The sequence below is a fragment of the Psychrobacter sp. JCM 18902 genome, from assembly GCF_904846615.1.
Classification (GTDB): domain Bacteria; phylum Pseudomonadota; class Gammaproteobacteria; order Pseudomonadales; family Moraxellaceae; genus Psychrobacter.
The window spans coordinates 1,833,191-1,848,179 of the sequence record NZ_CAJHBK010000001.1 but is presented as its reverse complement, the minus strand read 5'-3'; the positions used below and the strand labels follow the sequence as shown (position 1 = coordinate 1,848,179).

Annotated in this window: 16 protein-coding genes; 9 read left to right on the top strand and 7 right to left on the bottom strand. The window is 42.8% G+C overall.

The features are described from left to right. Positions 1-84 precede the first annotated feature (84 nt). From JMY05_RS07530 to JMY05_RS07495, 8 genes are all read left to right on the top strand, one after another. Positions 85-573: a hypothetical protein gene (locus JMY05_RS07530; RefSeq protein ID WP_201614702.1), complete on the top strand. Its 489-nt coding sequence runs from the start codon at positions 85-87 to the stop codon at positions 571-573. Between the two features lie 200 nt (positions 574-773). After that, complete coding sequence (locus JMY05_RS07525) at positions 774-1,196, top strand: hypothetical protein (protein ID WP_045447186.1); 423 nt, start codon at positions 774-776, stop codon at positions 1,194-1,196. Positions 1,197-1,238: 42 nt separating this feature from the next. Then, complete coding sequence (locus JMY05_RS07520; protein ID WP_201614700.1) at positions 1,239-2,435, top strand: flavin monoamine oxidase family protein; 1,197 nt, start codon at positions 1,239-1,241, stop codon at positions 2,433-2,435. Then, positions 2,428-3,369, top strand: a complete 942-nt coding sequence (locus JMY05_RS07515) for a DMT family transporter (protein ID WP_045447183.1) — start codon at positions 2,428-2,430, stop codon at positions 3,367-3,369. Before JMY05_RS07520 ends, JMY05_RS07515 begins: the two co-directional genes overlap by 8 nt. Before the next feature lie 510 nt (positions 3,370-3,879). Further along, entirely contained in the window at positions 3,880-5,640 is a 1,761-nt protein-coding gene (locus JMY05_RS07510) for a TrkH family potassium uptake protein (protein ID WP_045447180.1), read from the top strand. Between the two features lie 57 nt (positions 5,641-5,697). Then, complete coding sequence (locus JMY05_RS07505; protein WP_045447178.1) at positions 5,698-6,399, top strand: potassium channel family protein; 702 nt, start codon at positions 5,698-5,700, stop codon at positions 6,397-6,399. Positions 6,400-6,442: 43 nt separating this feature from the next. Next, positions 6,443-6,985 (top strand): DUF3124 domain-containing protein, encoded by a 543-nt coding sequence (locus tag JMY05_RS07500; protein ID WP_045447174.1) that lies wholly within the window; start codon positions 6,443-6,445, stop codon positions 6,983-6,985. 29 nt (positions 6,986-7,014) lie between these two features. After that, complete coding sequence (locus JMY05_RS07495) at positions 7,015-7,428, top strand: PaaI family thioesterase (RefSeq protein WP_045447171.1); 414 nt, start codon at positions 7,015-7,017, stop codon at positions 7,426-7,428. Positions 7,429-7,519: 91 nt separating this feature from the next. Here JMY05_RS07495 and JMY05_RS07490 read toward each other — a convergent pair whose 3' ends face one another. From JMY05_RS07490 to JMY05_RS07460, 7 genes are all read right to left on the bottom strand, one after another. Beyond that, positions 7,520-8,146, bottom strand: a complete 627-nt coding sequence (locus tag JMY05_RS07490) for a YceI family protein (RefSeq protein ID WP_045447168.1) — start codon at positions 8,144-8,146, stop codon at positions 7,520-7,522. A 174-nt stretch (positions 8,147-8,320) separates the two neighbouring features. Continuing rightward, the gene (locus JMY05_RS07485; protein WP_227678132.1) at positions 8,321-9,112 is read right to left on the bottom strand and encodes a PAP2 family lipid A phosphatase; all 792 of its coding nucleotides are present in this window, start codon (positions 9,110-9,112) and stop codon (positions 8,321-8,323) included. Further along, positions 9,109-9,582, bottom strand: coding sequence for a diacylglycerol kinase (locus tag JMY05_RS07480; protein ID WP_201614698.1), 474 nt, complete (start codon positions 9,580-9,582; stop codon positions 9,109-9,111). Before JMY05_RS07480 ends, JMY05_RS07485 begins: the two co-directional genes overlap by 4 nt. 149 nt (positions 9,583-9,731) lie before the next feature. Continuing rightward, the gene (locus JMY05_RS07475; RefSeq protein WP_201614696.1) at positions 9,732-11,078 is read right to left on the bottom strand and encodes a sensor histidine kinase; all 1,347 of its coding nucleotides are present in this window, start codon (positions 11,076-11,078) and stop codon (positions 9,732-9,734) included. Positions 11,079-11,150: 72 nt separating this feature from the next. Further along, entirely contained in the window at positions 11,151-11,837 is a 687-nt protein-coding gene (locus JMY05_RS07470; RefSeq protein WP_045447165.1) for a response regulator transcription factor, read from the bottom strand. 40 nt (positions 11,838-11,877) lie between these two features. Further along, the gene (locus JMY05_RS07465) at positions 11,878-13,590 is read right to left on the bottom strand and encodes a phosphoethanolamine transferase (RefSeq protein WP_201614694.1); all 1,713 of its coding nucleotides are present in this window, start codon (positions 13,588-13,590) and stop codon (positions 11,878-11,880) included. Between the two features lie 398 nt (positions 13,591-13,988). After that, complete coding sequence (locus JMY05_RS07460; RefSeq protein ID WP_045447163.1) at positions 13,989-14,429, bottom strand: CopD family protein; 441 nt, start codon at positions 14,427-14,429, stop codon at positions 13,989-13,991. Positions 14,430-14,492: 63 nt separating this feature from the next. On the opposite strand from JMY05_RS07460, the gene JMY05_RS07455 reads away from it, so the two are divergent. Next, a complete protein-coding gene (locus tag JMY05_RS07455; protein WP_045447161.1) occupies positions 14,493-14,972 on the top strand; it encodes a hemerythrin domain-containing protein in 480 nt (159 codons plus the stop codon). Positions 14,973-14,989: the final 17 nt, after the last annotated feature.

The following is a 14,989-nucleotide window of genomic DNA, read 5'->3' as shown; positions in this document are numbered from 1 at the left end:
TAAATAATATTATACATTTTATTAATATATTTTAGTGTATAGTTTAATGACGATGATTTTAATGATTGTTGATAAATGGAGAAGATGATGAAACGGATAGTTGCTACTGCACTTGCTATAAGCGCCGCCTCACTGATGGTTGGCTGTACAGCGACCAATGCTATGTCACAAAAGAGTGACGTCATTCCAGATAATAAAAAACCGACGCCATCGGTGTTGATTAATGTGACATCAGACGATGCTCAAGTGCAGCTCATGTCGATGGTGCTAACTATGCAATCCGCACAGCAAGGTGCCAATATTCGAGTGTTACTCTGCGGTCCAGCCGGTGATATGGCACTCCGTGACGCACCCAAAAGTGTGACCACAGCGCAACCGCCTAAAAATATGAGCCCACAGGGTTTGATGCAAATGGTCATGAAGAATACCAATACCAAGGTTGAGGTTTGTGCACTTTATCTACCGGGTAAGGGTATTGACCAATCGGCACTGATTGACGGCGTGAGTGCGGCTGATCCTGCTGACATCGGGGCGTTAATGGTCGATCAAACCACCAAAATAATGAGCTTTTAGGCAGATAAAAAACAATTAGTAGTTTGATGAATAAAAAGGGTGTGATATCGACTATCGCATCCTTTTTTTGTGTCAGTCATTTTGGCTAGTGGAATTGCGTTATAATCCCAGCTAAGCACTGTTTACCAAGTAATATTCGCCAAGTACTATTGGCTGAAAAACAAGTACCATAGATCCTAATTCATAAAAGGTTATGAGCAATGATTAATACCAAAATTTATAAAGCAATTTATACCTTAGCTGAAGAGTTATTGGAAGCTGATCGTATAGGCAATCAAGCAGCATTTGATGGGTTTTATGCCGAATTAGAAGCCATTTGTAATGATAATGAAAACACCGATAAAGACCATCCAGAACAGTGGGAAACATTGGCTGACTTTACCGAAGATTTAGACGAAGCCTTAGTTATTTATGACAAGGCCTTAGCCAAAGCGACTGCGATCAATTCAAAAGATCATCTGTCGTCGATTGCTTTTTCTATGGCAGTGTTACAGATGGAAATGGGCGAAAAAGCCGCTGCCATCACCAGTCTACAAAATGCCAAAATCACGGCTAATAAGATTGAAGATAAAGAGTTTAAGGTTGAGATAGACGAGCTGCTTACCAAGTTGTTGGCTGAATAATCTCAATACTGAATAGCTTCAACTAAGCAGGAATGATTTGTTATGCAAAACCTACCTATTGCAATTATCGGTGGTGGCTTGAGTGGCTTATATGCAGCGTTTTTGTTAGAGCAACGAGGCATCGATTATATATTGCTTGAGGCGCGTGATAGATTGGGCGGGCGCATCGCTGTTGCGAAATCATCAGTAGATCAGAATGCTAGTAATCAAAGTGTCGATAATGAAAAATCAAACGATGGCTTCGACTTAGGGCCATCGTGGTTTTGGCTAGAGTATCAGCCGCAGTTGAGCAGCCTTATTGAAATGTTGAATTTACCACGTTTTGCGCAGTTCGAGGACGGCGACATGATGGTTGAACGTGCTGCCAATGAGCTGCCTATCCGTACCCAAGGCTATCAAAGCTCGCCACCGTCTATGCGCCTCGTCGGTGGTATGGCATCGCTCATTGATGCTCTGTATGCGCGTTTAAATCCTACGCGCATTATCACGGGGCAAATTGTAAAACGTGTAATCAAGACTGATCACTATATCGACATAGAGAGCGAATACAGCGCTGAACAGATGACAGCTGGTCAAATAACTACTTATCACGCGCAACATGTGCTCCTTGCGCTACCGCCTCGTTTGGCGGCGAGTAACATCAAGTTTGAACCTGCTTTACCACAGCCGTTGATAACAGAATGGCAAGAGACCGCGACATGGATGGCGCCACATGCCAAATATGTGGCGGTTTATGATTCACCCTTTTGGCGCAATCAAGGATTATCAGGGTCAGCGCGAAGTGCAATAGGGCCACTTACTGAGATTCATGATGCTTCATTGGTAGAGGGCGAAGGTGCATTGTTTGGCTTCTTTGGTGTTCCTGCTCACGTCCGTCAAAGCGTCTCAGAAACAGAGCTAAAAGCCCATTGCCGCGCGCAGTTGGTACGTTTATTTGGCGCACAGGCAGAGACGCCAACGGCTGAATATTTGAAAGACTGGGCGCAAGATTCATTGACCGCGACGCCTGCTGATGCCAGTGGCTCAGGTCAACATGCTGTCGCACCGAACGCCAAGCCAAATAGAGGGGTATGGCAAGACTGCCTAACGGGCAGCGCTAGTGAATGGTCAGAGTCATTCCCCGGTTATATTGCTGGTGCTATTGACGCAGCACATAAGGCAGTACAAGGTTTAGATTTAGGTTTGTCTGATGCGGTATCGTCATCAGCGTCACCATCCAATAGGATAGTTGATGAGTGAGTCTTCAGAACAGCAAGCTTCTCGCAACACCAGCACATGGCTCATCCCTTTTGCTTGCTTGTTAGGCGGAGGAGGTCTGATTGGTATTTCTACCAATTTGGCAAAATATGCTGGTGAGATAGGTATTACACCACTGGCATTTCTCTTTTGGTCCATCACGGGCGCTGCTGCTATTTTATTGATCGTTGCCTTCATACGGCACGAATTACCTCCCTTAAATGCGCGTAGCTTTGAATACTATTTTGTGGCCGCGCTCATCAGTGTTGCAGGTTCTAATTTACTACTGTTTTCTGCTATTCCACATGTGGGTGCAGGTTTCGTCGCGCTCATTATCTCGCTTCCACCATTGCTGACTTATCTTGGCGCATTGGCACTGAGGATGGAGCGATTTAATATCGTCCGCGCTTTGGGTGTGGCCGCGGCGCTTCTTGGCGCAGGAGTATTGGCAGCGCGTAAGTTTTCGACGCCAGACGCCAGTACTTTTTGGATTTTGATCGCGCTTTGCGGTCCAGTATTACTGGCTATTGGTAATATATATCGCACCTTACGCTGGCCTGATAAAGCGTCGCCTAGTGCACTCGCGCCAGGTATGCTAATCGCGGCGTCGCTGTTGCTGCTGTCATTTAGTGTATTGCCTAATTTTTCAGTTGATATGCCGCTAGACTTGGTGCCGCTAGGTTTGATTGGCATACAAGCCGCCGTATTTGCAGGTCAATTCTTATTGTTGTTTTTACTACAAAAAACCGGTGGTCCTGTTTTATTAAGTTTATTAGGCTCGGTTGGTGCAATTGTCGGTGTGCCAGTGGCTATTTTTTTGCAGGGTGAGATGCCGCCAGAAGGGCTGTTTTTGGGTGCTTCATTGATCGCACTGGGCGTTGGTTTGGTGACATGGGGCGGGGTGAAAATGGCGACCACATCGACAGAAACTACGTAAAGATGATTATTGGGATATAGCGCTCATAAATACGCCAACCTATAGACTAATGACCCTACTAGAGCATATGTTTGCACTGCAACTATCCAAAAATGTAGCCATGTAGAAATGTCGCTATGTAGAAATGCCACTATGCAACCCTCACAATAATCATTTTTTATCTAATCCAACCTCACAAAACCTCTTTAGAACGTAAATATTACCGTTACTGCCAATCTATAGTCAAAGTATTTTTAAATCGCTACAGTGCTGCTGGGATAAAATTTTCGCAGCCTCTGTGAATACAGCAAGCAAGTAAAATTTGTACCAGTAGCACCATAATACAATCGTATCGGTTTTATGTTTCTTTGACTATATAATTTATCTACAGCCATTTTAGCAATCAGCGTGGCTAGGTATGAGTGTTCAACAGCGCATCATAATTGGTTACGATTATCTGAAATCAGTTTTTGTGAGTAACACAAAAAAGGAGTATAAATATCGTGGTTATTCCTATCATGGATTAGGGCAATGCATGCAGCCAAGCGTTATCGATTGTTAAATAATGTCACGATTGTCATTAGTATTATCGGCGTAGCCATTGCTTTATTAGACAGTGGTTTCACGCTGCCGATGTGGCTACAACAGGTTTTCCATATTTTTTATCTGGCGATTATTTTTTTAGGCTTTGTTGTGACGGCAGGGCGTTACCTCTATAGCAAAAAGCCACTGACCCTAAATAAAGTCGCGGTCTTTGACTTACTGACCAGTATCGCGATTGTCATTTTACTGGTAGCGCATTTCACTGATTTGGTGCGCTCTGGGATGTCGGTCGCTGTTGATGGCTTCGTTGCCATCAAAATTGCCGTCTTTGTGACCTTTATTCGTGAAATATCTGACCACGATTTTAATCTCAATCGTACCTTTCTAAACCCTGCACAGTTTTTTATCTTAAGCTTCCTGTCATTGGTATTGGTCGGTGCATTGCTACTGATGATGCCCAATGCAACGACGCAGCCGCTGTCTTTCATTGATGCGCTCTTTACCGCGACCAGTGCTGTCTGTGTGACTGGTCTCATCGTGGTAGATACGGCGACTTATTTCACAACTTTTGGGCAAGTCATTATCATGGGGCTGATACAGATCGGCGGCTTGGGTATTTTGACTTTTGTGACGTATTTTAGTTATTTCTTTAAGGGCGGTGTCAGTTATGAGACGCAGGCGAGCATCAGTGAGATGTCTTACATGCGCGGCATGGGTGATGTGGTATCGACCCTCAAATCCATCTTATATGTGACGTTTGCCGTTGAGGCAGCGGCTGCGGCACTCATTTACATTAGCATTTATGACATACCGGATATGGATTGGTCTGAGCAGTTATTCTTCTCTGTTTTCCATGCGATTTCTGCGTTCTGTAATGCTGGATTTTCTACATTTAGCGCTGGCATGTATGATGACGCGCTACGTTTTAATTATCCATTACAACTGATTATCGCCACTACTTTTATCTTTGGTGGCATGGGTTTTGTCATTGTGGTCAATGTGCTGCGTTATTTACGTGATCGTGCCGAGCGCCTGATATATCGCCATGATCAGCGTTATATTTATCGACCATGGTTGCTCAATATTAATAGCCGCATAACCTTGATTACGACGGGCGCTTTATTGTTGGTAGGTCTCATCGGTGTGATGATATTTGAATATAACAATGTGCTGGCAGACCATCGCAGTTTTTTCGGTAAGCTTGTCACAGGGCTGTTTACTGCTGCCACGCCGCGAACTGCAGGATTTAATACCATCGACATGGGTGAACTCGCGTTTCCCACGATGATGTTGACGATATTTTTGATGTGGATTGGTGCCTCGCCAAACTCGACGGGCGGTGGTATCAAAACCAGTACGTTTGCGATTGCACTATTAAATACTTTGAGTTTGGCACGTGGTCAGACCAATGTTGAGGTCTTTAAGCGCCAGATTGCTGACATCTCGATTCGCCGTGCATTTTCTATTATGTGGCTGTCCTTGTTGGTCATCGGTATGGGCGTGACGCTCATCAGCTATGATCAACCGGAGCTTGATTTAATCAAGGTGGTTTTTGAGTGTTTTTCAGCTTACAGCACGGTGGGATTAAGTCTGAATTTGACGACAGAGTTATCAGATTTTAGCAAAATGGTGGTGTCAGTCATTATGTTTGTTGGGCGCGTCAGCATGTTGACCATCTTTATTGCCCTACTTAAAAATAGACGCCAGCGCAATTATCGCTATCCAACTGAAGAAATCACGATCAATTAAATGGTCGTAAATAAGCCATTTCATCATTAAAAAATACTGAAAAAGGTTGATAAGGTTATGAAATATATCATCGTAGGGTTAGGTAACTTTGGCTCATCGCTAGGCATGGCGTTGACCCGTCAGGGGCACGAAGTGATTGCCATTGACAGTAGCATGCAAAAGGTTGAGGCGTATAAGGAAGTCATCTCTCACACCATATGTATGGATGCCACAGATGAATATACCGTCAATGGTTTACCGATTGTCGACACCGATATCGTTATTGTCGCAATCGGTGAAGACCAAGGCGCAAACGTCATGGCGACGGCATTATTTAAAACCCTAAAAGCGAAACGTTTGATCAGTCGCAGTATCAATCCACTGCACGAAAAAGTGTTGCAAGCTATCGGTGTGGACGACCTTATTCACCCTGAAAAAGAGGCGGCTAATCGCTGGGCCAAACGGCTGTCGCTACGTTATTTCGTCGACTCGTTTGAGCTGAGTGATCATTTCAGTATGGTAGAGATTAGTATTCCCAAGTCGTTGATTGGTCAGACTGTTGATGACTTGCAATTGGAGCAAAAGTTTAATATTCGATTGCTTAGTACCCTGCGCTATGAGTATTATGAAGACAGCTTTGGTCGTACGCAAAGTAAGCCTAGTATTAAAGGTTTGGCGGCGCCTGAGCAAGTATTGCAAGATAAAGACGTATTGGTCATCTACGGTGCTAACAAGCATATCAACGAGTTTCTGCGTAGTGTCGGTGTAAAAATCAAATAAACATTTGCAACAGCCGTGACATGAAAAGGCAAAGGGGAAACTTATGAGTAAGCGCACTATATCCATCTTGTTGCTTGCGACGATGGCGTTGTTGTCAGGCTGTGATCAGACGCCGCAAGACCCGAACGTGTTGTATTCAGAAAAACATCAAGACCCCATTCAAGAGCTGGAGATGACAACAGCGGTTGATCGTAGCCAGTTTGCCTATAAACAAACCTTTTATGTGCCCATTTATTCTGACATTTATACCGACAGAGACAATCGTAAAGTATTGCTATCAGCGACTTTGAGTGTACGCAATATCACGCTAAAAAAATCACTGTATATCAATAAAATTGACTACTATGGCACTGATGGAACCTTTATCAAATCCTATTTAAACAAACCGATTGAGCTTCCAGCAATGGCCACGCTCAATTATATCGTCGAAAAAGAAGAGGATAAAGGCGGATCGGGCGCCAACTTTATCATCGAAGTCGAAGGGATAGACGAGACGGTCAAGCCTGTCATTGAGGCGGTGATGATTGGTAATTTTAGCAATAAAGGCTTTGCATTTAGTACAGAAGGTACGCCAGTGGTGCATTGATTAAGGATAATAAAATCCAAGGAAGGGATATGTCTGCAACCAAAGAAGAAATTGTCGCCTTTATGGCGTTGGAATTTCCACAAACCAAATGTGTCATCGAGGCAGTCGGTGACAATCGCTCGACTTTATCACACGATATTGGTATCAATGAATTGCGTCCCGGTGGTACGGTCTCTGGACCAGTATTGATGAGCATCGCTGATGTGGCTCTCTATGTGGCGATACTTGGTAAAATAGGTATTGTGCCATTAACGGTGACGACGAGCTTGACCATTAACTTCTTGCGTAAACCCTCAGCAGAAGCACGTATTATCGCTGAGTGTACGTTGATGAAAGTTGGGCGCACGCTAATCGTTGGCGAGGTTGCGCTTTATTCTGAAGGCTCTCGCGACATGGTGGCTCATGTGGTTGGTACGTATTCCGTACCGCCTCAGCACGTTTAGCTATTTTTAGCCCATTTTTAAAATGAGGATAGGCTCTAAAAAAGCAGTTCTATAAAAATTAATGTCATAAAATTAATACTGATAAGGACTGCTACTGTTTGGTTGCCTCGACCTGAATGTTTAAGTGAAGGTTTTTAGTAACGCCAAACCACGCATATTTATCGATATTCCATTTGGTGCGATCAATCATCGCCGTAAAATCCCCACCACAAATATCTTTTTTGAGCGTAGGGTGTAGATAACAGTCAAACTTAGTCGCTGTTAAGCTAATAGGGTGGGTTTCGCCATGCAGCGTTAGATGACCGTCTACTTTTGTGACCATTGGGCGTGATTTGTCTTGGCTAAAATACCATTTGTTAGAATCAAAGCGTGCCAACGGAAAGCGTTGCATATCAAAGAAGCTAGGGCCTGTCAAAGTCTGGTTAAATGCTTTATTTCCCGTATTTAGAGAGCTGATCGGAATGACCAAGGAGATATTGCCAGTTTTTAAACTTGAGTCATATTGCAGTTGACCTTGAACATTATAAAAGCCACCGGCAGTAGCAGGGAATTGGAAGCGTTCAATGGCAAAGCGCACATGGGTGCCAGCAGGATTGATGGTATAACTGGCGGCATGGCTGCTATGTGCAGCGCTTATTATTAGTAATGGCAGTGCCAATGTCAATGTCAGTGAAGGGTAGAGATGTGATTTTTTTAGAATAAAAGATAGGATGCTCATAGCTACATTCCTTTGCGTTCTATTGATAAATAAAGAACGTCGTCGACGAGCGCAATCCATGCTGTTACTCAATGTTAAGTCAGTCAGCAATAACTATTTATACATTATTTATCAAATGCTTAGTAGCTTTATTTTTATAACAATATCATTATTAATTTGGCTATTATTCAACAGCTAAGATTGGGTTTTCGACGATTTTTGAAAGCTTGCCGCATCAGTTTTTTTGCCATTAGCATTGATACTGTTGGCTTTATTCGCTACTGGAGATTTAAAAAATAGCGTTGCAAGCGCGCAGGTTATGGTCAATGACAGTAGCATCGATACTAATGTATGACTAAAAAAGTGATCACCAAACAGCATCTTATACAGTCCCATCGTCCATCCTACGACCGTGACTATTTCAAATATTCTATAGCGATACTGATGCAGAGTGGGTAAAAATGTCAAGCCATACAGAGAAAATCCTGCACTGGCATGAGCTGCTGGGAAGCACTTAGCAGGCGTGTTAGCGACTATATTTTGCCAAATATTTAGATAAGGCAAGTCGCCACCAAACAGTATTAAATGATTGGGGCAACTGACATGAGTGACACCTTTGAGTAGCGCAATCATACTGGGAACGGCAATTAAAACAAGCAGTAGATAACCTATTTCACGCGTGGATAAAGGCGTGAGCAATTTATCGTACTGAGCATTTTTTATTACCAGATTGATGTCTGAATTCTGTTTATGTCTCAGAATTAGAACGGCTATGAGATAAATGCCAAGCAAGATGAGTAGCAATTTAGGCAAGTCATAAAAAATAAAGGCAAAAGGTTGTGTGCCTTTTTCTAGTAGCCAGTGTCCATTAGTGTAAAAAAGCTCACTAATATGAATGTCTAATTGGCTGTGCTCAAACAGCAGTGTCGCTATGATGGTCAAGCATAGGAGTTTAAGCCAGACTCCATTGGCTGAATATGTTTTCAAAATACAACACTCAATAATGCCATCATCCACAAGATAAATAGCAGCATTAATGCCAAAAATTGCGCCGCAGAGCCAACATCTTTGGCTATCTTTGCCAGTGGATGCTTGGCGGTCGATGTGTGATCGACACTGGCTTCGATTCCAGTGTTAATGAGTTCGACAATTAACGATAAGAAAGAGGCGACGACCAGCAGCATTTTGATGCTGATAGTAAAAGGGCACAATATAATAGCCGTGAATAATATGAGATTGAGCCAAAATACTTGTCGAAAAGCCGCCTCAAATTTGTAAGCTGCTTTGAAGCCATCCAGAGAGTAACCAGCGGCTTTTATAATGCGGTAAAATCCTGTTTTACCCTTGGCCTCACTGGCATAGCTATGGGATAGCAGTTGTTTTTTGCCTGTTATTGGGCTTAAAACCCCACGACTGGCCGACTGGTCTTCAAGATTAATAGGGTTTGCTTTATTCATATCAAATGCTTCACAGTCTATTAATATCAAGGTATGCTGTAAATGTTAATAATTTAATTATTTAACCATGGTCGAATGTTCAACATGCCCTAAGTATAAGCGGGCAGGCATTAAGAAAACGTTAAGCTTTTTTAAAATAGAGATATTCTCTAATGATAATTGATGATAAAGGTACTGCCACCTAACGGATTGACTTTATGGGTAAGCTGCCAGCCCATATGTGTCATGATGCGCTGTACGATACTGAGTCCCAAGCCTGTGCCTTCTACTGGATAATGGGCGTCAGCTGCCGATGACGATTCTGTACCCAATGAGATGTCTTTATACTGCTGCTCTAGACGCTCAAATCTCTCATATAGCAGCGGCATCATCACCTCAGGAATACCTAGACCAGTATCAGTGACGGTGATTTTTTCAGCATCGATAGTGATGATGACCTCACCCTCATCGGTGTACTGAAACGCATTTTTTATCAAATTACCCAGTGCCATTTTTAGCAGTTCAGGTCGTACGTGTGCGACATACAGCTGTTCTGCGACTATTTTACAGGTGACTGACTTATGGCGAAGCAAGTAATTTAAGCGCTGTACTTCATTTAACGCGATGTCATTGATAGACGTTGGCGGTGCATCCAGTTTTTCAGGAGCACGAGACAGCAATAATAAGGCGCTGATAATCTCCGAGGTTTCTTTGGCGGTCGTACTGATACGAGTGGCAAATGCGCTCAAGTGAGGATCGTTTTCTAGTTGTGAGGACAATACTTCTGATGCCCCCATGATAATCGTCAAAGGCGTGCGCAGCTCGTGACTGACATCACCAGTAAATAGCTGCTCGCGTTTTAGGTACTGCTCAAGTTTGTGGTTTTTTTCATCGATTGCGCGTGCTAACACGCCGACCTCGGAGGGCAGATGCGTCAATTCCGTCAAGTTGCGATGATCTGTTTCTACGGCTTGCTTTAAGTCTAATAAAGGTTTAATGATTTGCTTGGAGGACAGCGATGAAAATATCGCTGCAATCAATAAGCTCAAAATGACCGCTACTTTTAGGGCGTTGGCAAATATGTCTTCTAAATGCTCAAATATGGCCAAAACAGGGTAATTCCCCATCACCATTTCAGTATTTTCTAAGTAAGTTAAAATGTAGTTTTCTTTGTCTTTTTTATAATTAAAAAAATGTAACTCTGTCGTCGATTGACCATTTTTAGTGGTGACAGTGACGGGCATCTCTTGTACGGTTTGGGTGGCCAGTTTTTGCAGATTGCTCGGTGCGTTATCGAAGCGATAAATTTTAATACCCGGTTCAGCGCTATAAATAGGCTGATCGCCTTCTTTTTCTTGGCTAAGCTCTAACTGTTGCAATAAGCGAGCTTTGACCAGCTGTTGCTCCATTCTGACTTCTGCATACATGAAAATACTGACGAAAGTGGCACACAGTAATAGGGCAAATAACAAGTAGGAGAGTCGAAACTTATTGGCGATGGAGTCGATATTAAACATGGTGTTTACTTCGTTGTGAAAGACGATATGAAAGACAGTGAAAGTCAAATAAGGACATCAGACGATGATTTTTTAGGCTTTATCAGGATCAATAATCTGATAACCGACACCGGGCAACGTGACTATCATGATTTTATCGAACGGCTTATCTACCTGCGCACGGACCCCATGCATGTGAGTGCGCAGTGCATCACTGCTTGGTATGTCTTCGCCCCACACCTTTTCTTCCAGCTCGGTTTTGCTAACCACGCGCGGCGCCGCACTCATTAAGGTATGTAGTATTTTGAAGCCTGTTGGTGTGAGTTTTAGCGACTTACCTTCACGTGTAATCGTATGCTCACTATGATTTAAAGACAACGTGCCAACAGTTAAACCATGCTCAAAATGATCATCTTTATGTCGGCGTATGAGAGCCTTAATACGAGATTCTAATTCCACTAATGAGAAAGGCTTAACTAGATAATCGTCAGCGCCACTATCGAAGCCTGCCACTTTATCTAAAATCGTATCACGAGCGGTCAGCATCAATACTGGCGTTTTGTCATGCAGCTCTTCCCTGAGCTTTTTGCACAGTTTAGTGCCATCCATACCCGGCAGCATGACATCTAACAAGATGACGTCATATCGATTATTCGATGCGAGCGTTAAGCCACTAATGCCATTATGGGCATTGTCTAGCTCAAAGCCTTTCGGCTCAAAAAAAGCATAAATATTGGCGACGATATCGGGATTGTCTTCAATGATGAGTATCTTGTACATGAGTATTATTACCTAAAAAGGCGGAGCGATGATAAAGAATTCAATTATCCACTTTAAAAAAGGTGGGTGCTGCTTTGGTTTCGTCAGTGGTGATACCAAAAAACTGAAGCAAGGTTGGCGTAATAAAATCATGTGATACGGGCTGATCAATCATGTTAGCTAGGCTACTGTTAGCAATAGTGCTGCTATCAATGCCGTTGCCAGTCGGTGACCAAATAATCACTGGCACGTGCTTTTGTGCATTTGGCGCAATAGCGTATGGCAGACCATGCAAGTAAATATTGTTTTCGCCCAAACTTTCTCCATGATCACTAATATATACCATCACCACCTCATAATCTTGCTCATAGGGTTTTAAGGTGTCGATCACGCTATTTAAAAAATAATCTGTATAACGAATGGCATTGTCATAACCATTGATAACCGATTGGTTGTCGCATTTTGATAGCTCATTGGTCATACAGACGGGCTGATATTCTGCAAAATCTTTAGGGTAACGCTTAAAATAGGCGGGTCCATGATTGCCCATTTGATGCAGCAAAATAAGTGTGTCTTTAGATGTCTCTTTCTGTGAGCTGCCTGACTTAACCAGTTTATCAAAACCATCAAGCATACCTATATCTCGACACTCAATATCACAATCTGGATTGAGCGCGACTGTTTTATAATCCTCAAAAGTTACGCGGTCAGCCACTCCTTTGGCGCTAGAGTTATTGTCTCGCCAAACGACATTGACGCCTTGCTTGTGTAGCGTATCGAGCACGTTTTCATTATAGCTAGCGCTATCAGGGTCATAATTTTCTCTATTGGCGTAGCTAAACATGCAGGGTACTGAATAGGCGGTGGATGTGCCGCATGACGAGGCGTCTTTAAAGCTGTAGATGTCTGATTGTTTTGAAAGCAAAGGCGTAGTGTTGCGCTCATAACCGTTTAAGCCAATATGGTCAGCGCGAACGGTTTCTCCTACTACAAATACCATCAACTTAGGTTTTACAGCGCTGTTGCTAGTGTTAAACGAAATGCTGCGTTTTGCATCTGTGGCATGAGGAATTAGCGTATCGGGACGACGGCGCTCAGCGATATAATCAGTACCCAGTTTGATGACAGAATAAACAGGGGTAATAGGATTGACATAACTACGGACTATTTTGTGCTGGCGAAAAAAGCTGGCGTATTGGTCACCAAATGGTACCAGACACACCGCTATCAATACGATAGATAATAATAGGGTGACTGATTTTTTAAGGGTTGCTTGTTGCCAAGACAATCGCTTTAGACGAATGTTACCAATCATAAAAGCAGGCACTATACCTAATAAAAACAGGCGAATAAATAGACTGGGCGCCATTAATCCCATGGCTTCTGCTTGATCGGTTTGTAAGCCGTTAATGAGCATATCACGATTAAATATTGTCCCGTAGGCGTCGGTAAAGTAACCACAGATAGCTGCAATCAGCACCATTATGATAAGCACTACTTTTGCCGTTGAGCGATAACACAGCAGTGACAACACCAACCACATCAGCCCAAATAATAAGCCTATGATGGAAAAAATGAAGCCCGCGTTTGTGCTCAATGGATAAACGCTGAGTACCTGCTCAAAAAAGCCAATATTCGCCGTCGCTACTAAGTACAGAGCAACAACTATGATCAGATGATTGAGATTAATCTCGCGATTATAGAGCTTGCTTAGGGAGCGGCTTTTTTTATTAGCTTTAGGCGCATCGATTTTGGCGGCTTGAGATATTGACATACAAGTACTTCTCAACAGGATGGTAAGGAGTGTAATGCCTTACAGTAACAAGTATGCTGTTAAGAAGATGTTAAGGTGGTTGAATTCAATAAGATATTAGGACATATTAGGGTCTGTTGAACATTCACAAATAGGCACTGCTGATTGATCAAATCGTTTCAGACAAGGCGCAAATTGAAGATAATGCTCGTGCCTTAGCTAGACTTGCAACACAGTATGAAGCGATTTTAACATCAGCTCAAAGAGACAAGACTCTTTTTTGCCGCTTCGTCATTAAAAACATCCTCTTAGAACGACTAAACTAGATATTTTTAATCTAAAATCGACTAAAAAATAGTCACTGTCAGTGCCGTGGTCGAATGTTCAACAGACCCTAATAACCTAAACGATGACACATCCTAATTTAAACCTGTGCGAAAGAGCGTGCCAACGACAACAAAGGCGACAGAAAACAAAGTGACCAATATGATATTGATTGAAAATCCTTTCAGGGTGTGAATAGACAATCTGGGTATTCGATAGAAACGAGCGTGCAGGGCAACCAGAACAGTCATTAGCAATAATAGTAATTTGAGACTAATAAGAATACTAAAATCATTATCAAGTTTAAACCATGCAGCAATGTTGGGTAATAGCTGGTAGGCCATCCAAAGTCCAGTGATTATTTGCAGCACCAAAGCTGGCATTCCAACCCTTTCAAACAGCTGCTCAAACTGCATCAGACCATCAATATTTCGGGATGATAGCGCTTTTGGTAAGACCACCAAGGTCAAAATCAGATGACCACCTGTCCAGACAGTAGCGCCTAACAAGTGTAGTATGAGTATATAGTTAAGCATAGATAACAATCCTTAAATGCCACTGATATAGAGCTTTATGTCGATTAACTGAGGTACTTAATCATGAAACGCGCCGCACAATTACAACCATTATCTCGTCAACATCATCTAGGTCTAAATCTATCTCGCCATGCTAAAGAGTGTGCTGATGAACCTAACGCAATTGCCGAGCATTGGCTAAATATCACGTCTTATATTAACGAGATGCAACAGCATTTTCAGATTGAAGACAATCTAATTGCTCATGCCTTACAGCCTCATCGCAGCTCCAAACCTGAGGTGGCATCGGTACTGAATACACTTGATGCGCAGCACAAGTCCCTGCATGCACTCATGGCAGAGGTTCAAGATTTGCCGCACTCTCAAAGCAATCACGTCACCGTTGGACAAGTCAAAAAACTCGCCACCTTGCTATACGATCATATTCGTTTTGAAGAACGAGAATTGTTTCCTATCGTTGAGCGCTATCTGACAACAGAAGAATTAGAGGCTATTTATGATGCCAGTCCAGACAGTATCAAACGCTCCGATGAGAACCGCTAGAGCGCATTTTTTATCAA